The organism is Streptomyces sp. AC550_RSS872 (assembly GCF_019049285.1).
Lineage (GTDB): Bacteria > Actinomycetota > Actinomycetes > Streptomycetales > Streptomycetaceae > Streptomyces.
In genome coordinates this window covers 221048-241365 of sequence record NZ_JAGMUL010000092.1, presented here as the reverse complement: position 1 = coordinate 241365, position 20318 = coordinate 221048, and the positions used below count along the sequence as shown (strand labels likewise).

The 20318-nt window shown below is 71.9% G+C and carries 19 protein-coding genes; 8 read left to right on the top strand and 11 right to left on the bottom strand.

Going from position 1 to position 20318, the window contains the following annotated elements:
• The first annotated feature begins 18 nt into the window (after positions 1 to 18).
• The gene (locus KUM44_RS30735) at positions 19 to 900 is read left to right on the top strand and encodes a YegS/Rv2252/BmrU family lipid kinase (RefSeq protein ID WP_217213021.1); all 882 of its coding nucleotides are present in this window, start codon (positions 19 to 21) and stop codon (positions 898 to 900) included.
• On the opposite strand, the gene KUM44_RS30730 is transcribed toward KUM44_RS30735, so the two are convergent.
• Positions 863 to 1258, bottom strand: a complete 396-nt coding sequence (locus KUM44_RS30730) for a helix-turn-helix domain-containing protein (RefSeq protein ID WP_217213020.1) — start codon at positions 1256 to 1258, stop codon at positions 863 to 865. The two genes, KUM44_RS30735 and KUM44_RS30730, sit on opposite strands and share 38 nt — an antisense overlap.
• A 133-nt stretch (positions 1259 to 1391) precedes the next feature.
• On the opposite strand from KUM44_RS30730, the gene KUM44_RS30725 reads away from it, so the two are divergent.
• The 3 genes from KUM44_RS30725 to KUM44_RS30715 all read left to right on the top strand — a co-directional run bounded on the left by KUM44_RS30725 (position 1392) and on the right by KUM44_RS30715 (position 4790).
• A complete protein-coding gene (locus KUM44_RS30725; RefSeq protein WP_217213019.1) occupies positions 1392 to 2063 on the top strand; it encodes an anti-sigma factor antagonist in 672 nt (223 codons plus the stop codon).
• A gap of 60 nt (positions 2064 to 2123) precedes the next feature.
• Positions 2124 to 2576: a flavodoxin family protein gene (locus KUM44_RS30720; RefSeq protein WP_217213018.1), complete on the top strand. Its 453-nt coding sequence runs from the start codon at positions 2124 to 2126 to the stop codon at positions 2574 to 2576.
• Between the two features lie 222 nt (positions 2577 to 2798).
• Entirely contained in the window at positions 2799 to 4790 is a 1992-nt protein-coding gene (locus tag KUM44_RS30715) for a DUF1996 domain-containing protein (protein WP_254390365.1), read from the top strand.
• A gap of 895 nt (positions 4791 to 5685) precedes the next feature.
• On the opposite strand, the gene KUM44_RS30710 is transcribed toward KUM44_RS30715, so the two are convergent.
• From KUM44_RS30710 to KUM44_RS30695, 4 genes are all read right to left on the bottom strand, one after another.
• Entirely contained in the window at positions 5686 to 7041 is a 1356-nt protein-coding gene (locus tag KUM44_RS30710) for an MFS transporter (protein ID WP_217213016.1), read from the bottom strand.
• A 229-nt stretch (positions 7042 to 7270) separates the two neighbouring features.
• Complete coding sequence (locus tag KUM44_RS30705; protein ID WP_217213015.1) at positions 7271 to 8041, bottom strand: SDR family NAD(P)-dependent oxidoreductase; 771 nt, start codon at positions 8039 to 8041, stop codon at positions 7271 to 7273.
• Positions 8038 to 9240 carry an acyl-CoA dehydrogenase family protein gene (locus KUM44_RS30700; protein ID WP_217213014.1) on the bottom strand — a complete coding sequence of 401 codons (1203 nt, stop codon included), beginning with the start codon at positions 9238 to 9240 and terminating at the stop codon, positions 8038 to 8040. The genes KUM44_RS30705 and KUM44_RS30700 overlap by 4 nt, the downstream gene beginning before the upstream one ends.
• A gap of 63 nt (positions 9241 to 9303) precedes the next feature.
• Positions 9304 to 10998: an AMP-binding protein gene (locus KUM44_RS30695; RefSeq protein ID WP_217213013.1), complete on the bottom strand. Its 1695-nt coding sequence runs from the start codon at positions 10996 to 10998 to the stop codon at positions 9304 to 9306.
• 128 nt (positions 10999 to 11126) lie between these two features.
• Here KUM44_RS30695 and KUM44_RS30690 point away from each other — a divergent pair, with 128 nt between their 5' ends.
• A complete protein-coding gene (locus KUM44_RS30690) occupies positions 11127 to 11984 on the top strand; it encodes a LuxR C-terminal-related transcriptional regulator (RefSeq protein ID WP_217213012.1) in 858 nt (285 codons plus the stop codon).
• Positions 11985 to 12239: 255 nt separating this feature from the next.
• Here the strand turns inward: KUM44_RS30690 and KUM44_RS30685 are convergent, their stop codons facing one another.
• The 3 genes from KUM44_RS30685 to KUM44_RS30675 all read right to left on the bottom strand — a co-directional run bounded on the left by KUM44_RS30685 (position 12240) and on the right by KUM44_RS30675 (position 14548).
• Positions 12240 to 12989, bottom strand: a complete 750-nt coding sequence (locus KUM44_RS30685; RefSeq protein ID WP_217213011.1) for an SDR family NAD(P)-dependent oxidoreductase — start codon at positions 12987 to 12989, stop codon at positions 12240 to 12242.
• Between the two features lie 127 nt (positions 12990 to 13116).
• Positions 13117 to 13878, bottom strand: a complete 762-nt coding sequence (locus tag KUM44_RS30680) for a YqjF family protein (RefSeq protein ID WP_217213010.1) — start codon at positions 13876 to 13878, stop codon at positions 13117 to 13119.
• Positions 13879 to 13882: 4 nt separating this feature from the next.
• Positions 13883 to 14548 (bottom strand): TetR/AcrR family transcriptional regulator, encoded by a 666-nt coding sequence (locus KUM44_RS30675; RefSeq protein WP_217213009.1) that lies wholly within the window; start codon positions 14546 to 14548, stop codon positions 13883 to 13885.
• Positions 14549 to 14605: 57 nt separating this feature from the next.
• On the opposite strand from KUM44_RS30675, the gene KUM44_RS30670 reads away from it, so the two are divergent.
• The 3 genes from KUM44_RS30670 to KUM44_RS30660 are packed head-to-tail and all read left to right on the top strand — an operon-like array spanning position 14606 to position 17045.
• Entirely contained in the window at positions 14606 to 15292 is a 687-nt protein-coding gene (locus KUM44_RS30670) for a class II aldolase/adducin family protein (protein WP_217213008.1), read from the top strand.
• Positions 15289 to 16215: a carbohydrate kinase family protein gene (locus KUM44_RS30665; protein WP_217213007.1), complete on the top strand. Its 927-nt coding sequence runs from the start codon at positions 15289 to 15291 to the stop codon at positions 16213 to 16215. The genes KUM44_RS30670 and KUM44_RS30665 overlap by 4 nt, the downstream gene beginning before the upstream one ends.
• 20 nt (positions 16216 to 16235) lie before the next feature.
• Complete coding sequence (locus KUM44_RS30660) at positions 16236 to 17045, top strand: class I SAM-dependent methyltransferase (RefSeq protein WP_217213006.1); 810 nt, start codon at positions 16236 to 16238, stop codon at positions 17043 to 17045.
• Positions 17046 to 17210: 165 nt separating this feature from the next.
• Here KUM44_RS30660 and KUM44_RS30655 read toward each other — a convergent pair whose 3' ends face one another.
• From KUM44_RS30655 to KUM44_RS30645, 3 genes are read right to left on the bottom strand one after another with little or no spacing between them, the layout of a single operon-like run.
• Positions 17211 to 18203 (bottom strand): TAXI family TRAP transporter solute-binding subunit, encoded by a 993-nt coding sequence (locus KUM44_RS30655; RefSeq protein ID WP_217213005.1) that lies wholly within the window; start codon positions 18201 to 18203, stop codon positions 17211 to 17213.
• The gene (locus KUM44_RS30650; RefSeq protein ID WP_217213004.1) at positions 18200 to 19618 is read right to left on the bottom strand and encodes a HAMP domain-containing sensor histidine kinase; all 1419 of its coding nucleotides are present in this window, start codon (positions 19616 to 19618) and stop codon (positions 18200 to 18202) included. Before KUM44_RS30650 ends, KUM44_RS30655 begins: the two co-directional genes overlap by 4 nt.
• Before the next feature lie 17 nt (positions 19619 to 19635).
• A complete protein-coding gene (locus KUM44_RS30645; RefSeq protein WP_217213003.1) occupies positions 19636 to 20307 on the bottom strand; it encodes a response regulator transcription factor in 672 nt (223 codons plus the stop codon).
• Between the last annotated feature and the right edge of the window lie 11 nt (positions 20308 to 20318).

The window sequence follows — 20318 nt, the reverse complement described above, 5'->3', positions numbered from 1 at the left end:
GGCCCGAAAGGCACATCGATGCGACAGTTCACCGCCATCGTCAACCCCACGGCCGGGGGATCGGCCTCAGCTGCCGCCCTGCTGGAGGTGGCCCGGCCGTTGCGGGAGGCCGGGGCCGAGCTGGAGACCGAGTACAGCCGCAGCCTCGAACACGCCCGGGAGCTCGCCCGGGACGCCGGGGAGCGGGGCCGGGTGGTGCTCGCCGTCGGCGGCGACGGCATCGCCGGAGGCATCGGTGGCGCCCTCAGCGGCACCGACGCCCTGCTCGGGCTCGTCCCGGCCGGCCGTGGCAACGACTTCGCGCGGGCGCTGGACCTGCCCACCGACCCGGCAGCACTCGCACAGGTGCTGCTCCACCACGAGCCCCGTCGGGTCGACACCGTCGAAGTCGAATCGGCCGTCCACCACCGCACGGTGGTCCTCGGCAGCGTGTACGCCGGCGTCGACGCCCTGGCCAACCGCCACGCCAACAACTCCACCCTGCTGCGCGGCGCGGCGTCCTACTACGCGGGCGGCCTGCGAGCCGTCACCACCTGGCGCGCCGCCCGCTACCGGGTCACCGTCGACGGCCAGGAACACCTGCACACCGGCTACACGGTCGTGGCCGCCAACTCCGGCTACTACGGTTCCGGCCGCCGCATCGCCCCCGACGCCCGCGTGGACGACGGCCTGCTCGACATAGTGCTGATCCGCGAGGCGCCGCGCCGGCTGTTCTTCGCCCTGATGAACGACCTCAAGACGGGTGCCCACGTCCACCGCCCCCAGGTCCGGATCCTGCGCGGCAAGGAGATCCGCATCGCGGCCGACCGGGCGGTGCCCTACGGCGCGGACGGCGAGGTCGAGGCGACCCTCCCGGTCACGGTCAGGGTCCTGCCGGGCGCACTGCGCGTCCTGTGCTGACCTCCGCCGCCCGGTGATCGCCGCCCCCTTGCTGCTGCGGGGCGGCGGTGCTGCGGTCGGCCTCGGCCCGGACGAGGAGTGAGAGCAGCTCAGCCACCTTCAGCCGGGCCTCTGCGGGGTGCCGCAGCACCTTGGCAGGGTCGATCCGGTAGGTGTTGGTGCGCCCCTCACGGGTGTGCGAAAGATAGCCGTCCCGCTCCAGATCGGAAATGATCTTCTGAACGGCGCGCTCCGTGAGGCGGCAGTGCGCCGCGATATGCCGGATACGCACGTTCGGGTTGTCGGCGATGGCCGCCAACACGCGGGCATGGTTGGTGAGGAACGTCCATCCAGTGTGCGGCTCAGGGACTCCGTCCATGGACCAACCCTACGACTGAGTGTTCACGTATACAAAAACACGCACTGCATTTCATGTATCTGTTGACGTGTTCGGCCGTTCGGGTTCACTCTGGTACGGACGACGGGGAGCAGCACCTGAGGGAGAGGCGGTCATGCCGGAGCTCGCGTCCTCTGCGAACACCGAAGGCACGCCGGCGGTGACCCCGCCGTGCGCGCTGGTCACCACAGCCCGCACGGAGGGGGACAGGGTGCGGGTGACGGTCTCCGGGGAACTCGACCTCGACGCCAGTGAGCGCTTCCGAGGCGTCCTGCGCCACGCCCTGAACCGCTCGGTCCGTGGCATCGACCTGGATCTGGAGGGCGTGTCCTTCTGCGACTGCTCCGCCCTCAACATCCTGCTCCACCTGCGCCACCGTGCCCTGGAGCAGTCCAAGACGGTCATCATCCACGCCACCAGTACGGCAGTTGACCGCCTGCTCACCCTGACCGGCACGCACCCGCTGTTCGGCACCGCGGCCCCGGACCAGGAACCCTCCGAGTACGCCGATCACGACCTGCGGATCGAAGTCGCCCAACTGCGACGCGCCATGCAGACCCGGCCGACCATCGACCTGGCCCGCGGCATCCTCATGGCCTCCTTCAGCCTGAGCTCCGAGGAGGCCTGGACGGTCCTGGTCACGGCCTCCCAGAACACCAACACCAAACTGCACCACCTGGCCGGTGACCTGGTCACCGCGGTCAAAGGCGACGCCCTGCCCGACGATGTGCAGGAACATCTGTCGGCCGCGGTCGCCCGGATCAGCTCCGCGGCTCCCGACCAGTGAGGGCGACACCCCCGACCGTCAGGGTTGCATCGTGCGGCAGCGCACCGGCAGGGTTCGGATGTGCCCACCTTGCTGATCGTGCATCACACACCGTCGCCCAACTGCCAGGCCCTGCTCGAAGCCGCCATCTCCGGCGCCACGGCGCCGGAGATCGAGAACGTCGAGGTCGTGCGGAGACCGGCGCTGTCGGCCACGGCCAGTGACGTGCTCGCCGCCGACGCCTGCCTCCTCGGCACTCCGGCGAACCTCGGCTACATCTCCGGAGCCCTCAAGCATTTCTTCGACCAGGTCTACTACCCGTGCCTGGACGCGACACAGGGCCGGCCCTTCGGCTACTACGTCCACGGCGGCAGCGACGTCACCGGAGCGGTACGCGCGATCGAGTCGATCACAACGGGCCTCGGCTGGCGCCGTACGGCGAAACCGGTGACCGTCACGGGCGAACCCGCCAGGACCGACACCGAGGCGTGCTGGGAGCTGGGAGCGACGCTCGCCGCAGGCCTGATGGACTGACCTGGACCGCAACACCCCGTACCCACCAGGGTGTTTACCCTCCCTGTGAGAAATTTCTGTGAATCCGTGAGGCGTTTGAACACCACGCGGCCCGTCTCCGTATAGGACCGGGGGATTTTCATGCCCCGACCGACCACGAGGCGTAGGAGTACTTCCTTGGGACGCAGCACGCGAAGACGCCCCACGGGCGCACGGCGCGCGACCTTTGCAGCGGTCGCGCTGATGTTGGGCGGCGGCGGCCTGGTTGCGGCCAACGTCTACGCCTCGGCGACCGAGGACGGTGGCCCGGACCCCGTTCGGACGCTGTCCTCACCGGCCGGCACGATCGACTGCCCGGACGTGGGCAGCCAACTGACGGCCGTGCCGGACACGGCGAAGGAGGACGTCGCCAAGGAACTCGCGCTCCTGGACCAGCAGATCGCCGACGCCTACCAGCGGTTGCAGGAGTCGGCCCAGGCCATCCAGCAGGACGCCGGCTTCGCCGACAACGCGATCATGAATCCGCTGAAGGAGAAGCGCGCCGCGACGATCGAGCGGATCGCCATCGCTGTCGACCGCGCCGGCGACCGGCCCGAGGGTCTGGAGTCCCTCGCCGCCTGCACGCTGCGCGCCGCCGAGAGCGGCTCCGGCGGCCAGGAGAGCGGCTCCGGCGGCCAGGAGGGCGGCGACAACCAGGACGGCGCGGGCCAGGACGGTGCCGAGCAGGGCGGACAACAGCCCGGCAACGGCGGCCAGGCCGGCAACGGCCCCGTCGCCGCGGACTACGTGGACATCAAGTCCGTGCAGCCGAACGTGCCGAGCCCGGCCCTGACCTCCGACGCCTCCCGCGGCACCTTCGCCACCAGCTGCGGCGTCAACGAGAACGGCCTGTTCAACTCGGACAACGTGATCGTGGCCCCCGGCGTCTCCAACGGCGCCCACCACTTCCACGACTACATCGGCAACCAGTCCAACGACGCCTTCGCGAGCGACGAGGACCTGGCGAACGCCGAGACGAGCTGCGTCGACCAGGGCGACAAGTCCACCTACTACTGGCCCGTGATCCGTCTGCAGAACGGAACGCAGGAACAGGACGCCAACTCGCCCGGCGGCGGCATCGAGGGCAACGCCGGTGAGATCGTCACTCCCAAGGAAGTGACGCTGAACTTCGTGGGCAACCCGCGCAGCAAGGTCACCGAGATGCCGCGGCTGCTGCGCATCATCACCGGCGACGCCAAGGCGTTCGTCAACGGCACCGCCAACGCCAACGCCTCCTGGAGCTGCACCGGGTTCGAGGACCGGCAGCTGAAGGACAAGTACCCGCTGTGCCCGCAGGGCAGCGACGTGGTGCGCACCTTCAAGTTCCAGAGCTGCTGGGACGGACAGAACATCGACAGCGCCAACCACCGCACCCACGTGGCGTTCGCGGCGGCCGACGGCAGCTGCGCGAACGGCTTCAAGGCCATTCCGCAGCTGGTGCAGCGGATCGTGTACGACGTCGACGCGCCGAGCCTCCAGGACGGCGGCCGTACGACCCCGCTGTTCGCGGTCGACACCTTCCCGGAGCAGCTGCACAAGCCGGTCACCGACCACGGCGACTTCATCAACGTCTTCGACGAGGACCTGATGGGCGAGATGGTCGACTGCATCAACGAGGGCCGTAAGTGCGGCGTCGGCGCCGACGCCGGCGATGACCCGGGCCAGGAGGAGCCGACTCAGCCGCCGACCGAGGCTCCCACCACCCCGCCGGGCGGTAACGACGACCCGGAGCCCGGCGACGGAGGCGACAAGCCGACCGAGGCCCCGGCGACCGAGCAGCCCGCGACGGAGGATCCCGCCACCGAGGCGCCCGCGACCGAGGAGCCCAAGACCGACGAGCCCAAGACCGACGAGCCCGAGGCCGAGGCACCCGCGACCGACCCGGCGAAGGACGACAAGCCCACCGTGTCGAGCACGGTGGCGCCCAAGGCCTACGGCACCCCGTCGCCCACCGCGGACGCCGACGCCCAGGCACAGGACGGCTCGAAGGACGACGGCGCCGACGCGGGCAGCACTCCCGCCCAGACGCAGCCCGCCGCAGGCGGCGAGCAGTCCGGCGGCGGTTCGGGTACGGAGCCGCAGGCGGTCGGGGACCTCGCCGAGACGGGCACCACGCTGTGGCCGGCCGCGGCCGGAGCAGTGCTCCTCATGGCCGGCTTCCTGCTGCTGATGCGGACGAGGCGCCGCGCCGGCTGACGGTGAGAAGACGCCGTAGCGGCGCCTGATCTCCGGACGTGCTCTCGGGGCCCGGACTGGTCATTCCGGTCCGGGCCCTCCTCGGCGAGCTCGGTCGGCGACTGCGACGTCGGCGTCGTTGACCGCGCCGCTGAGGACACGCCCTAAGTTGCGCGCTCAGCGCCCGTCTTCCATCGATTGCAGTCATCGCACGCTGGCATGAAGTTCCACCAGATGTCTGCTCCCCGCTCTGCCTCCGCCTTCTCCTCGGGCTCGGGTTCGAGGAACTCGACCTGCACCGCATCTGGGGGGGGGCACGCTCTCCACACAACGAAGCCTCGGCGAAGACGATGACGGCGGCGGGCGTGGTCGAGGAAGGCATCATCCGCAGCCACATCAACAAGTCTGGCCAATGGCGTGACTCGGTGGTCCACGCGATGTACGACGGGGCGCCACTGCCCGCACCGGAATTGCCGTCGGTGCCGTTGAAACCGCGGGGGAGAGTGCGCTGAACTGCGGAAACGCTCAGCGTTGGTGGTCGCAGGGCGGAAGGTGGTCGGGTAATTCCCACGGCCTTCCACCTGCTTGCCGGAAGGCGTCCAAACAGCCGGCTTGCCCAGGCCGGTGCGGTTGGCGATTCCTCGGCGTGGCTGTCTGTGGGCGGCTGTGGCAGGACTCCTGCTGACCTAATGCAACTTTTCTGACGCCTCGTCAGGCTCAAGTGAGGGGCTTGTTTCCCAGTTTCGGCGCTTGCGTAGGCGTTTGCAGGTTCTGTGGTGTCCGGACCGTGCTGACGTGTCGTCACCGTCGCGTCGTGGCGACGAACGGAACGGTCCGGATTCTGGAGCTGCGGTTGCCCTGCCCGGCCGGACCACGAAGGACGGCGGCCGGGTGCCGGGCAGGGAGTCACCGTGGGTCAGGCGGGGGTGAGCCTGTCCGTGGAGTCGGTGGTGGTGTCCGGTGCCGCGTGGACGGCGCGGTTCTTGGTCTCGCCGAGAGCGAGGACGCTGACCAGACTGACCAGCCCGAGCGCGGCGATCATGAGGCCCACGGCGTAGCCGCCGTAGCTGCCGACGAGCTCGGCCGCGAGGAGCGGTGAGACGGCTCCGCCGAGGACGCCCCCGAGGTTGTAGCCCATCCCGGCGCCGGTGTAGCGGTAACGGGTGTGGAACATCTCGGGCAGGTAGGCGCCGATCGGGCCGTAGGCGATCCCGAAGATCGCCAGGGTGCCGATGAGGCCGGCGGCGAAGCCGGACACCGACCCGGTGTCCATGATCGGGAAGAGGACCAGCGCCCACGGGATCGACAGAGCGCAGCAGGTGACGATCACTCTTCGGCGTCCGAACCGGTCGGACACGATTCCGGACACGGCCGTGGTCACGGCAAAGACGACCGCGGCGACGATGTTGAGGATCAGGACGGTGCGGCGTTCGAGTCCTGCGCCGGTGGTGCTGGTGGCGTAGCTGGTGAGGAAGGCGGTGCCCAGGTAGAACAGCGCGAACACGATCGTCAGCACGCCGCCTGCGAGCAGGACCTCGCGGGGCTGGGCACGGAAGACCTCGAGGATCGGCGGCTTGGCCCGCTTCGGCGCGCCGCTCTGCCGCTCGCGGGCGTTGCGGAAGGCGGGGGTCTCCTCGATGGCCGTGCGCACCCACAGGCCCAGGCCGACGAGGACGGCGCTGAGGAGGAACGGGACCCGCCAGCCCCAGTCGAGGAAGGCCGGGTCGGTCTCGCCGAGCGCTATGTTGACGGCGAGGAAGGTGCCGCTGGCCAGGGCGAACGCGATGGCCGCGCCGAGCTGCGGGAAGATCCCGTACAGCCCGCGCTTGGCTGGTGGGGCGTACTCCGCGGCGAGCAGGGTCGCTCCGGCCCATTCACCGCCGACGGCGAGGCCCTGCAGGAAGCGCAGGACCACCAGGGCGATGGGGGCGGCGACGCCGAGAGTGGCAGCGCCCGGGAGCAGGCCGATGACGACCGTGGAGATCCCCATCAGCATGAGGGTGGCGATGAGGGTGTTCTTGCGGCCCAGGCGGTCGCCGTAGTGCCCGAACACGATAGCGCCGAGCGGGCGGGCGACGAAGGCGACGGCGAAGGTCGCGAACGAGGCGACCGTTGCGGCGGCGCTGCCGAGCGCGGGGAAGAACACCTGCGGGAAGACCAGGGCGGCGGCCGTGCCGTAGATGAAGAAGTCGTAGAACTCGATGGTGGTGCCGACACAACTGGCGGTGGCGACACGGCGCATGGACGTCGAGCGGGTCGTTTGTTGCTCCATCTGACTCTCCGTTGACTCAGCAGAACAGGGCGGGCTGAATGGGGACTTCGGAACTACGGAAATGGATGGCGTTGCGGTGTGAGGGGACGGGGGCGAATGTCAGACGGCGGTCGAAACACCGGGGATCCCCGGATGTGGGCACAGGTCGATCAGCCACGTGGAGAGCGATAGCCGCCTGAAAGAAAAAGCCTCGGGGAAAGCCGGGAACACGGAATTCTTTTTCGTTCCGTCAGCGGGGCGCCATACGGATCGCGCCGTCGAGGCGGATGACCTCGCCGTTCAGCATCGGGTTCTCGGTGATGTGGCGGACCAGGGACGCGAACTCGGACGGGTCGCCGAGGCGGGCCGGATGGGGTACTTGTCGGCCGAGCGAGTCACGGGCCTCCTGGGGGAGTCCCGCCATCAGGGGGGTGTCGAAGAGGCCCGGCGCGATGGCAACCACCCGAATGTGGTGTTGGGCCAGTTCGCGGGCGGCGGGGAGGGCCAGCCCGGCGACGCCGGCCTTCGAGGCGGCGTAGGCGGCCTGGCCGATCTGGCCGTCGTACGCGGCGACCGACGCCGTGGCGATGAGCACTCCGCGTTCGCCGTCCACGCTCTCGGTTTCGGAGATGCGGTGGGCGGCGAGCCGGAAGACGTTGAAGGTGCCGGTCAGGTTGATGTGGACCACGCGGGCGAAGTCGTCCAGTGCGAGCGGTCCGCCCCGCGACAGCATGCGCCCGGGTGTCGCTACGCCCGCGCAGGTCACGGCCGTCCGGAGCGGGGCGGGCTCGGCGGCGGCGTCCACCGCTGCCTGTACGTCGTCGGGGTCGGTCACGTCGCAGGGGACGAAGCGCACCGTGGGCCCGATGGCGGCGAGTTCGTCGGCGACAGCCTTGCCGGGGGACGAGGGCAGGTCGGCGATCACCACATGAGCACCGGCGCGCAGCAGTTCGGTGGCGGTCGCGCGGCCGAGACCGCTGGCGCCGCCGGTGACGAGGGCGGCGGTTCCGGTGAGGTTCACGGTCGGTTCCCTTCCCAGGCGAGGACGTGGGCGGCGGGCCCGCGGCGGCCGCGGGCGAGTTCCCGGCTGATGACCAGGCGCTGGATCTGGTTGGTGCCCTCGAAGATCTGCATGACCTTCGCCTCCCGCATGTACCTCTCCACGGGAAAGTCCCTGGTGTAGCCCGCGCCGCCGAACACCTGGACGGCCTCGGTGGTCACCCGCATCGCGGCCTCGGTGGCGACCAGCTTGGCGATGCTGGCCTGGCGGCCGTACGGCAGTCCGGCGTCCTTCCGTCGCGCCGCCGACAGCAGCGTCGCCCGGGCGGATTCCACGGCCGCCTCCATGTCGGCGAGCAGGAACGCCAGCCCTTGGTGGTCGATGATCGGCCGCCCGAACGCCTCCCGTTCCTTCGCATAGGACACGGCGTCGTCCAACGCCCCCTGGGCCAGCCCGACGGCGACGGCCGCGATGCCCAGGCGTCCCGCGTCGAGGCCGGCGAGCGCGGTGGGCAGGCCCTGGCCCTCCGCGCCGATTCTGCGCTCGGCGGAGACCCGGACGTCGTCGAAGCGCATCGTCGCGGTGGCCTGCGCGGTCAGACCCATCTTGCGCTCCGGCGGGTCGGCCGACAGGTTCGGCGCGTCGCCCGGGACGAGGAAACAGGAGATGCCCTGGCTGCGGTGCTCGCCGGTGCGTGCCATGACGGTGTAGAAGTCGGCGTGCCCGCCGTGCGTGGTCCATGCCTTCTCGCCGCGCAGTACATAGTCGTCCCCGTCGCGGTCGGCGCGGGTGCGCATCGCGGCCGGGTCGGAGCCCGCGTGGGACTCCGACAGGCAGTAAGCGCCCAGCAGGTCCCCACCGAGCATGTCCGGCAGCCACTGCTCCCGCTGGTCGTCCGTGCCGTGGTTCGCCAGCGCGAAACAGGACAGCGCGTGCACGCTCACGCCGATGCCGACGCTCGCCCAACGCGCCGAGATCTCCTCGAGAACCTGGAGGTAGACCTCGTACGGCAGTCCGGCGCCGCCCCACTCCTCGGGAAAGGGCAGTCCGAGCAGCCCGGCGCGGCCCAGGGTACGGAAGACGTCGCGCGGGAACCGCTCGGCGGCCTCGTCCTCGGCGGCACGCGGAGCCAGTGCTCCGTCGGCGATCTCGCGCGTCAACTCCAGCAACTCCGCCGCCTCCTCGGTCGGCAGCAGTCGGGACACGGGTACGCGGGGCATGGGGCGAACCTCCAGTGAGCGGATGGAACGAGGAGTGTGGGGGGTGTGCCGTCGGACGACGGTTCAGGACTGCCGGACCTCCCGGGCGCGCTGCTCGCGGAGCAGGAAGCGTTGGATCTTGCCGCTGGGCGTCTTGGGCAGTCGGTCGGTGAAGTGCACGGTCCGGGGATAGGCGTGCGCGGCGAACCTGCGCTTGACCAGGTGTTGCAGCTCCTCGGCGAGGGCGGCGTCGCCCGCCGCCGGGTCACGCAGCACGACGTATGCCTCCAGCACCTCGCCGCGCAGCGCGTCCGGCACGCCGACGACGGCTGCCTCGACGACGCTTTCGTGCTGCACCAGCACGCTCTCCACGTCGAACGGGCCTATGCGGTACCCGGCCATGATGATCACGTCGTCGTCGCGTGCGGAGAAGAAGAAGTTTCCGTCGGCGTCCCGGGCGCCGGCGTCCCCGGTGAGGTACCAGCGGCCGTCGGCGCTGAAGCGCTCGGCGGTCTTCTCCGGCGCGTCGACGTACCCGGAGAACCACATCAGCGGGCTGCCGGTCACGTCGATCGCCACTCGGCCGAGGGTGCCCTGCGGCGCGGGTTCGTCCCGGTCGTCGTACAGCACCTCGGCCGACCAGCCGGGCAGCGGCCTGCCCATCGAACCGGGCGGAACCGGGACCCGCACGGTGTCGGCCCAGCCGCCCACGATCACCATGCCGTGCTCGGTCTGCCCGTAGTGGTCACGTACCGCCACGCCGAGAGCCTCCTGCGACCAGGAGACGACCTCGGGAGTGAGCGGCTCACCGGCCGAGGAAGCACGCCGCAGCCGTACGCCGTCCGGAGCGGGGCCGGGCGCGGCCTTGAGACTGCGGTAGACGGTGGGCGCGGCAGCGAAGTTCGTGACCCCGTAGGTGCGCAGCACCTGCCAGGTGAGAGCCGGGCTGAAACCGGCGTGCAGCAGCAGACTGCGGGTGCCGGTGGCCAGCGGGCCGAGGATCGCGTAGTACAGGCCGTACGCCCACCCGGGATCGGCGGCGTTCCAGAATACGTCGTCGGGGCGTACGTCCAGGCCGAACTCCAGGTACGCCTGGAAGGACGCCAGTGCCTTGACCGGTACGGGGACTCCCTTCGGCGCACCTGTGGTGCCCGAGGTGAACAGCTGGACCAGCGGACCCTCCCCGCCGACGGCGACAGGCCGGCCCTGCGGCTCGTCGCCGGCGTAGTCGGCCAGCAGCCCGGCGAAAGAGAGGCCGCCTTCGTCCGGCGTGTCACCGGCGACCACGGTCAGCCAGGGCGGATCGGCCGGCATGTCCTCGCCGAGCGCGAGTTTGGTGCGCTGATCCGCGTCGACCACGACGACCTTCGCACGGCCGGCGCCGAGCCGGAGTGCGATCGCGGGCGGGGCGAACGCCGTGAACAGCGGCAGGTGCACCGCACCGCGCCGCCAGATGCCCAGAAGCGCCACGACCAGGTCGGCGGACTTACCCATCAGCGTGGCGACCGCGTCCCCGGGCTCGACACCCAGATCAGCCAGCGCGGCGGCGAAACGGGCCGACTCACGGCGCAGCTGTCCGTACGTGAGGTCTTCGGCGGACAGGTCCGCGTCCACGATCGTGAAGGCCACCGCGTCCTCGGGATGGCGGTCGCACAGCAATTCCGAGGCGTAGGCGTCCGGAGAATCGAAGAGCGCGAGCAATTCCCGTACCCGGTGTTCCGGCGAGGCCGGCCCGGGGGAGCTCTCCCGCACATCGGCGGAATGACCGTGGGGCGTCACGACAATCCACTTCCTTTCTCATGGACAGGGCCTTTTACAGGGGCGTTACCGCGTCTTATGCTGCGCGTCGCAGTCACATGCTGCGCGTCACGCACGGCGCCGACTACCCCCGGAAAGGGGCAGGGGCAATGCACTCCAGTACGGACACCGCTCTGCGGCCCGACGACGGGGACGCCTTCCGGCAGGCCCTTCGATCGCTCCACCAGCGCTCGCGCATCCCGGTCGTCTTCGGCGGCCAGGTGCGCGAACACGTGCTGAACCTGTCGCAGTGCATCGGTGCCCGGACGGCCGGGCTGCGCGGTCTCGCCGTCCGTACCGAGACCGGCCTGGGCGGCCGGGTCCTGGCCAGTGCACGGCCGGCCGCCGTGTCCGACTATGGGGCAGACCGGTCGATCACACACGACTACGACGGTCCGGTGCTGGCGGAGGGCATCCGTTCCGTCGTCGCCGTTCCCGTCGTCGTGGCCGGTGCGGTGCGCGGTGTGCTGTACGGCGCCACCCGGGGCGCCACTCCTCTCGGGGACCGGGCGACGGACGAGGTCGTGGACGCCTCGCGGCGTCTGTCCGGGGAGGTCGCCGTACGGGACGAGGTCGACCGGCGTCTGCAACTCATGCGCGTCGCGCAGAGCGAGCCTGTCGGGGAACGGTTCATGGTCGAGGAGATCCGCGAACTCCACGCGGAGCTGCGGCTGCTCGCTCAGGCGGTCCAGGACGACGAACTCCGCGCGCGGCTGGGCGCCGCGTCGCGCCGCCTGGCCGCTCTCGGCGCGGCACCGAAGTCCGAGCCTGTCTCGCCGCTGTCCCCGAGGGAACTCGACGTGCTCGCCCAGATCGCCCTGGGCTGCACCAATGCCGAAGCAGGCGACCGCCTCGGCCTCCGCGCCGAGACCGTCAAGGCGTATCTGCGCAGCGCGATGCGCAAGCTCGACGTCGGAACGCGCTTCGCGGCAGTGGTCACCGCGCGACGCCGGGGCCTGCTGCCGTAGCGACGTCGACGGCGAGACGGATGTCCGGGGAACCGTATGGCCTGACCGAGCCCATGGCGGCTCGGTGCGTTAGGCCCTGTCGTTTGGATCACCCCGGCGTCGCGGGGCCTGGTGCGTGCATCTGCGGCGTTGTCGTCGGTTGCCAACGCTCCGCGTTGGTGCCCTCCTCCGCCTTGCAGCTGCACGCACCAGGCCCCGCTCGGGTCGGCTGAAAGGAGCCGCGCCTCACAGCCGGGCTGATCCAAACGACAGGGCCTAATCCACGATCGCGCCACAGGAGATGTTCACGTCCGTCGCCGTGAGCGTGCGGGCCAGGTCGGAGGCGACGAAGGCGGCGACATGGCCGACGTCCGTGAGAGTCGCGGTACGCCCGAGCTGGGTGGCCTCGACCAGGCTGTCGCTGATCGCCTCCTTGCCCGGGAACCCGTCGGGGACGCTCTCCGGGATGCCGCCGGACTTCAGGGTCACCACACGGATGCCCTGCGGGCCCAGTTCCAGGGCCCACTGGCGGCGCAGTCCCTCCAGCGCGTCCAGCGCGATCTTGAAGCCGCCGAGGCCCGGCAGCGTCTGCGGGCCACCGCCGCCGAAGGCGAGGATCACTCCCGAGCCGCGCGCGGCCATGTGCCGGGCCGCCGCCCGGGTCGTCAGGAACTGCGAGCGCATCGCCGTCGCGATGGGGTGCAGAAAGTCCCCTACCGAGATCTCCATCAGCGGCTGCTGGACGTCCCCGTATCCGATCGCGTTGAACGAGACGTCGATGCGTCCCGCTCGTTCGGCGACCCCGTCGACGAAGGCGTCCACCGCCGCTTCGTCCAGCGCGTCGACCACGGCGGTCTCGGCCGTGCCGCCCGCGGCGCGGATGTCCCCGGCGAGCTTGTCGAGCGGCGCCGCGGTACGCCCGGCGAGGAAGACCCGCGCTCCCTCACCCGCGAAGGCCCGCGCCGCCGCCCCGCCGATGGCGCCGCCCGCGCCGTACACCACAGCTACCTTGTCCTTCAGCAACATGATCGATCTCCGTTCCGACGGCCTGTCTGCCGACTGCCCGGCTGCCCGGCCGCGCGGAACGCGGCCCGGCCCTCATCGAATACGTCGGCGCCGAACTCCGGATCTCGACACGCGCCAGATCGGCGGATCAGGGCGTGGGAATGCCCGCCGGGCGTGCCGGGCGGCCGAGGCGGACCGGGACGCCGGGGGAGTAGAGGACGCTGACCGGGGCGTCACTCGGGGCGGGCAGCCCGGCCGCCGTGACGAGGTTCTCCTCGCAGGTGATCAGCTCGGCGCGGTACAGCGGCCAGCGAGGGTGGTGGTTGGGCAGGTAAGCCAGCGGCTCGGTCCCACCGAAGAAGGCGTTGTGCATGCCCCAGCGCGCGGTGAGAAAGTGCTCCAACTCGTTGGGTTCCTCGATGGGTTCACCGGTGCGTACCGTTATGCGGCTGGCAGCGCCGCGCGGACCGGGCCAGCGGCGCGAGCTGGTGTACGTCACGGTGTCGCCGGCCGCGCGGACGGTCATCCGGGACCACAGGTACGGCAGCCGGAAGCCGACGCGCCCCATCACCACCGGGATCAGCCGCGAGGCGTCCATCGACCGGAACACCACGCCGCGCCGCCCCTGCGCGTCCACGGAGTACAGGCGCACGTTGGTCTCGGGAAACGTCCCGAGATACGGCACCCCAGGCAGCCGCAGCCAGCCGACCCGATGCATCCGGAACGCGACGAGCCCGACGTACGTGACCCCGTCATGTGTGTCCGGAACGGTCCCCCTCGGCAACAGCCCCGCCACGACGTCCGGTTCGACGGCCCAGTGGATGAAGGCGAGGTCGAGCCACTGCTGGGTGAGCAGGGGCATGCGGATGGCGGCGGGGGCGTCCGGGGTGACGGGAGCGGGGTCCGGCATCACGTCAGGATGGCAGCCCCGGACCGCGGGCGGCGACCCCGGCCAGATACCCGCGCAGCATGAGCTTGGCCTCGGCGAGGAGGGCCGGGTCGCCCTCGGGGTCACGACGGAACGCCTCCTGCGCGAGCGCGTCGGCGGCGAGGACCGCGGCATGGCAGGCCCGGGCGAGAGTCTCGTCGTCCCGGGCAAGGCCGAGAGCGAGCAGGACGCCCCGGACGCCGTCCGCCATACGGCGCTTGTGCGCACGGTCCGCGGCGCGGGTCCGCTCGGTCAGACCGCTGCCGAACCACAGGGCCCTGAAGCCGTGTTCGGTGCGGTAGATCGCGGCGTACGCGTCGATGAGCACAGCGACGGGGTCGTCCCACCGCTCGGCCGCCGCCGCGCGGACCAGGTCGTCCATGGCGGCCTCGAGCCGGGCGAAGTAGCCGGCCGCGAGAGCGTCGACGATCGCGTCCCGGTCGGGCAGGTACTGGTACAGCGAGCCGACCGAGACCTGCGCCTCCGCCGCGATCCGCGTCGTCGTCAGTGCCTGGACCCCTTCGCTGACCAGCACACGCTCCGCAGCCTCCAGAACGCGGGTCAGCCGTGCCTTGCTGCGCGCCTGCTGGGGAGTGCGACGCAGGGCGACGTGCCAGGTACCGCCGCCGGGCGGTGCGGCGGGTTCACCCATGAGCGACCTCCGAAGCTGAACGTGACATTGTTTCATGTTTACGTTACCGTCGCGTACATGACCGACTCAAGCTCAGCGCTGGGTCAGGAGCGCGCCGCCGTGGCCGAAGCGAGCCGTCGACTGGGGGCCGAGGGGCTGCTCATCGGCACGGCCGGCAACGTCAGCATGCGGGTGGACGACCAGGTCGCGATCACGGCGACGGGCGCTGTGCTCGCAGAACTGACGGCCGACCAGGTGACCGTCGTGGACCTCGACGGAAACGTCGTGGCCGGGACGCTCGAACCCACCTCGGAACTGGACCTGCACCTCGGCGTCTACCGCCGCTACGGCACGGGCGCGGTCGTCCACACCCACGCACCCATGGCGACCGCACTGTCCTGCGTCCTCGACGAACTGCCCTGCATCCACTACCAGTTGCTGACCCTGGGCGGCTCGGTGCGCGTGGCGCCGTACGCCACGTTCGGCACCCCGGCGCTCGCCGAGTCCGTACTGACCGCGCTGGAGGGCCGCAGCGCCGCGCTGATGGCCAGCCACGGCGCCCTCACCCACGCCCCCACGCTGGCCAAGGCGGTCGAGCACGCACTGCTCCTGGAGTGGGCGTGCGGTGTCTACCAGCACGCGGCCGCCCTCGGAAGGCCCCGCGTCCTCGACGAGCAGCAGCAACTCGCGGTGATCGAGGCCGCGCTCGCCCGGAACTACGGCACCACCCACCCCGTACCACCCGTGCAGGAGGGAAACCGATGAAGGTCGTCACGCTGGGCGTGCATGTGCTGGACGTGCTGGTGCGGCCGGTCGAGGCCATACCCGAGGGGCAGGGCGCCGCCCTGGTCGAGGACATCAGGATGACCGCCGCCGGGACGGCCGGCGGAACCGCCCTCACCCTCGCCAAACTCGGCGCCTCGGTCAGCAGCGCCGGCGCGATCGGATCCGACCCCACCGGCGACATGCTGGTCCAACTCCTCGCCGCGGCCGGCATCGACACCCGCTTCCTCGTCCGCCGCGCGGACACCCCCACCTCCGCGAGCGTCCTCCCCATCCGCCCGGACGGCGACCGGCCCTCACTCCACCTCCTCGGCGCCAACATCACCTACGGCCCCGACGACGTGCCCTGGGACGCGCTCGCCGAAGCGAACCACCTCCACCTCGGCGGCCCCGAACTGATCGGCGTCGACACCGCCACGCGCATCCTGTCGTACGCCAAGGAACACGGCGTGACCACCTCGGTGGACCTTCTCGCGCCCGGCGCGCTCGGCAGCTTCGAACAGATCGAGTCGCTGCTGCCCTTCGTCGACCACATGCTGCCCAACGAGGACCAGGTCCTCGGCTTCACCGGCGAGGACGACCTCGCCAAGGGCGCGCGGAAGCTCCTGGCCGCCGGAGCCGGCCTCGTCGCGGTCACCCGCGGCGGCGACGGCGCCCTGCTGGTCACCCCGGAGGGCGCCGAGAAGGTCCCCGCCTTCGAGATCGACGTCGTCGACACCACCGGCTGCGGCGACGCGTTCTCGGCCGGCTTCGTCCGCGGTACGGGCCTGGGCCGCACCCCGTACGAAGCCGCCGTCCTCGGCTCCGCGGCGGCCGCCCTCGTGGCCCAGGGCCTGGGCAGCGATCACGGGGACTTCGACCTCACCGCCGCCGACGCCTTCGCCGCGGCCCACAAGCCTCGCTGACGCCGGCGATGACGATGACGATGACGAGCTTCGACGCGAGCGAGCGGCTGATCTGGGCCGGCCGAGGGGCCGCTTACGCCGGCAGCTATGCCCGGCTGTGTGCCCATCCGGCGCCGCGGTTGCTCGACGCCGCTCGGGTCGGGCCGGACGTACGGGTACTGGATGTGGGTACCGGACCGGGGACGGTCGCGGCCGCCGCATGTGCCCGCGGCGCGAGGGTCACGGCCGTGGACGCCGAGCCGACGATGGTCGAACTGGCCGTGCGAGCCGCGCCCTCGGCCGACGTGCGCGTGGCCGTCCTCCCCGAACTCCCCTTCAGGGACGGGGAATTCGACGCCGTCGTGGCCAACTTCGTACTGAACCACGTGGGCCGGCCCAAGGCCGCCCTCGCCGAACTGCGCCGCGTCCTGCGGCCGAACGGCTGGATCGCCGTGACGATCTGGGCGGCGCCACCGGCACCGGGCCAGACCCTGCTGGGCCGCGCGATCCAGGCCGCGGGCGCGGTACGTCCACCGCAGCTGCCCTCGGGACTGGCCCCCGAGGACGACTTCTCCCGCGACGAGAGCGGCATGACCGGCCTGATGACGGCGGCAGGGCTGCGCGAGCCGGTCTGCGAGACCCTGCGCTGGGACCACCACGCCGACGCCGCGGAGTGGTGGAGCGGTCCCGCGGCGGGCGTGGCGTCCGGCGGTCGGATCGTGCAGAGTCAGACACCCCAGGTGCGCGCGGAGATCAAGCGCCACTTCGACGCCCTCAGCGCGGAGTTCGCCGACGAGCACGGCCGGCTGGCGTTGCCTCACGCGGCACTGCTCGCTCGTGCGCGCCGCTGACCCGTCAGCGTTGCCGGGAGCCGGCAGAACGAACATGATCAGCCGCTACGCCCCGACCGAACGGCTCGCCCCACCCCAGCGGGCCGCGGTCGCCAGGGCCGATCGAGGTCGCGAGCTCTGGATCATCGACAGCGTTCCTGCGCCCCGGACCTCGCGGCACTGACGCTAACCGTGCAGCTCGCGGTAGGCGGCGACCGCCCCCGGGTGCAGAGGCACCACGCCCGTGGAGATCAGGCTGCGGGCGTCGAGGAACTGCGTGCCGAGGGCGGTGGTGGGGACGAGCCGGGTGGCCCGGCGTACCAGCACGTGAGTGAGGGCGGCGGCGACGGGCGCGGGCAGGCCGGGGCGGCACAGGAGCAGATTGGCGACGCCGATGGTGGTCACCTCGGGCGTGCCTCGGTACGCCCCGGCCGGCACCGTCACCGCCTCCAGACCCGATCCGGAGCGTTCCGTACCGGCACGCAGCCGGGGCAGCAGGCCGGCCAGCGGCAGCAGTCGGATGCCGGGCCGGATGTCGAGGCCGGACAGCACCGGCAGCGGTACGCCGCCCGCGACCAGCAGGGCGTCCACGGAGCCGTCCGCCACCGCACGCGCCGCCTCGGGCATCAGCAGATGCCGGACGCGGACGTCGGTGCCCGGCGTCAGCCCCGCCGCCCGCAGCAGACGGTCGCCGAGCACGGCGCCGCCGGACGCGGGCGCACCCAGCGAGACGGTGCGCCCCGCAAGGTCGGCGACGGCACGGATCGGTGCGTCGGCGCGGACGGCCAGCTGGACGTAGTTCTCGTAGACCCGGCCGATCGCACGCAGCGGGACGCGCCGGCCGAACGGCGCGGAACCTGCGTACGCCGCCCACGCGATGTCGGCCAGAGCCAGCGCCACGTCGGCCCGACGCTCCTGCACCAGCCGTACGTTGGCCACACTGCCCTCGCTGCGGATCACCTCGCAGGACAGCCGCGGGTAGGCCTGCGTCACCTGGTCGGCGAGCAGTCGACCGAAGGCCGCGTAGAAGCCGTCGGATTCGCCGGTCGCGATCCGCAGCCCGCCCTCGGGGCCACGGTCCGTGTGCCGGGCGTCGGCCGTCCCGGCGCCGGCGAGCAGGGCCGTGCAGGCCGTGCCGAGGGCGGCGCGCAGCGCGGTGCGGCGGGCGGGGCCGGTCATGCCCTACGCCCCTTCGACGCGGGCGCCCCGTGCGCGGCCCGCGGGAGGAGGACCCGGACCCGCAGCCCGTGCGGCTCGGCCGCCGCGAACTCGACACGTCCGCCCCGGCCGGCCACCAGCTGCTCGGCGATGGCCAGACCGAGCCCGCTGCCCCGCACCTCGCGGTGACGCTCCGAGCGCCAGAAACGGATGCCGGCCTGGGGGAGTTCGCCCTCGGCGAGGCCCGGCCCGTCGTCCCGTACCTCGAACACCGCGTCCCGGCCCTCGGCGAAACAGCGCGTCCGGACGCGGGCGCCGCTCCCGGCGTACTTGATCGCGTTGTCCAGCAGGATGTCGGCCAGCTGGGCCAGTTCGCCCTCCGCGCACGTCGTGCGGACGGCGGGACCGGGGGAGAACTCCAGGTGGATCCCCGCCTGTTCGGCCACCGGGTGCCACAGCCGGGTCTGGGCCGCGGCGACCGCCGTCGCATCGCAGCACACCTCCCGTTCGTCCGTCACGGCCAGTTCGCCGGCGCGGTGTTCGGCGTGGGCGAGGGCGAGCAGGTCGTCGAGGAGGTGCTCCATGCGTTCGAGTTCGGCGGTCACGCCGGTGTAGGTGCGGATGGCGGCGTCGGGCAGGCGGGGCTGGAGCGAGTCGATGCGCAGGCGCAGGGCGGCGAGCGGGTTGCGCAGCTGGTGCGAGGTGTCGGCAACCAGGCGGCGCTGCTGTTCCAGCGCGGTGGACACGGCGTCGGCCATGCGGTTGAAGCCGGTGGCGAGTTGCCGCAGCTCGGGCGGGCCGCCTTCCCGGGCGTGCTCGGCGGGCAGCCCTGCCGCGAGCGCGCCGACCGCGCGGTCCAGGCGGTGCAGGGGCCGTACGACCCAGCGGGTGGCGGCGCGGGCGAGCAGCAGACAGGCCACGGCGAACAGGCCCGCGCCGGCCAGGACCAGCGCCCAGCGCAGGGCGATGTCGTCGGCGGCTGCCCGCACCGAGGCACGCAGGACCACGGCACCGGACACCCGGGTGCCGGTGCCCACCGGACGGGCGAGCAGTTTGTCGCCGCGTGACCAGGGGCGCAGGGTGCCCCCGGGCGAGAGGGGCTGGTTGCGCAGGGCCGCGTCGACCAGGCGGGCCACGGCCGGGTCGGCCGCGCGCATGCCGCCGGTCTGGGCCACCGGGGCGCGGCGGGCGTCGACGACCACGACCGCCTCGCCGTACAGCTCGGTGTACCGGGTGACCTCGGCGGTCAGCGCCCCGGTGTCGCCGCTGACGGCGGCCTGCCCGGCCAGCCCCGCGAAGCGGTCGAGGTCGGCGGTGCGGGCCGCGACGAGCTGCTCGGTGCGCTGGGTGGCGGTGACGCCGAGCAGCGGGACGGCGAATCCGGCCACCGCGAGCACGGCGAAGGCCAGGACGACGGTCAGTACCCGGGTACGCATGCGAGGCCCTGGCCTGCTCAGCCGCCGAACCGGTAGCCGAAGCCGCGGATCGTGGTCAGTACCTCGGGGCGGCCGATCTTGGCCCGCAGCTGGGTGAGATGGACGTCGAGCGAGCGGGAGACGGCCAGGTAGGCGTCGCCCCACACCTCGTCCATCAGCTGCTGGCGGCTGACCGCCGTACCGGCCCTGGCAGCCAGCGCGGCGAGGACCGCGAACTCCTTGGTGGTCAGCCGCACCTCGGCCCCGCCGACCGTCACCCGGCGCGCGTCGAGGTCGACCTCGACGTCCTCGGCGCGGACCGTGCGCGGTACCGGAGCGGCGGCGGTCGCGGCGGCCGTCGTGGCGCGGCGGGTGACGGCCTCGATCCGGGCCAGCAGCTCTGCCAGCCGCACCGGCTTGACGAGGTAGTCGTCGGCGCCCAGCCGCAGGCCGCGCACCACCGACCGTTCGTCGCCCCGCGCGGTGAGCACCACCACCGGAAGGCCGCTCACCGCACGCAGCTTGCGCAGCACCTCCAGGCCGTCGAGATCGGGCAGGCCGAGGTCGAGCAGCAGCAGGTCGGCCTGCCGGTGCCGGACGAGGACCTCCTCCCCGCGCCGCACCCGGGTGGGCAGATGACCGTGCTCGTACAGGGCCTCGGTGAGGGCGTCGGCCACCCCGTCGTCGTCTTCGGCCAGCAGCACGCGCACGGTCGCCTCCC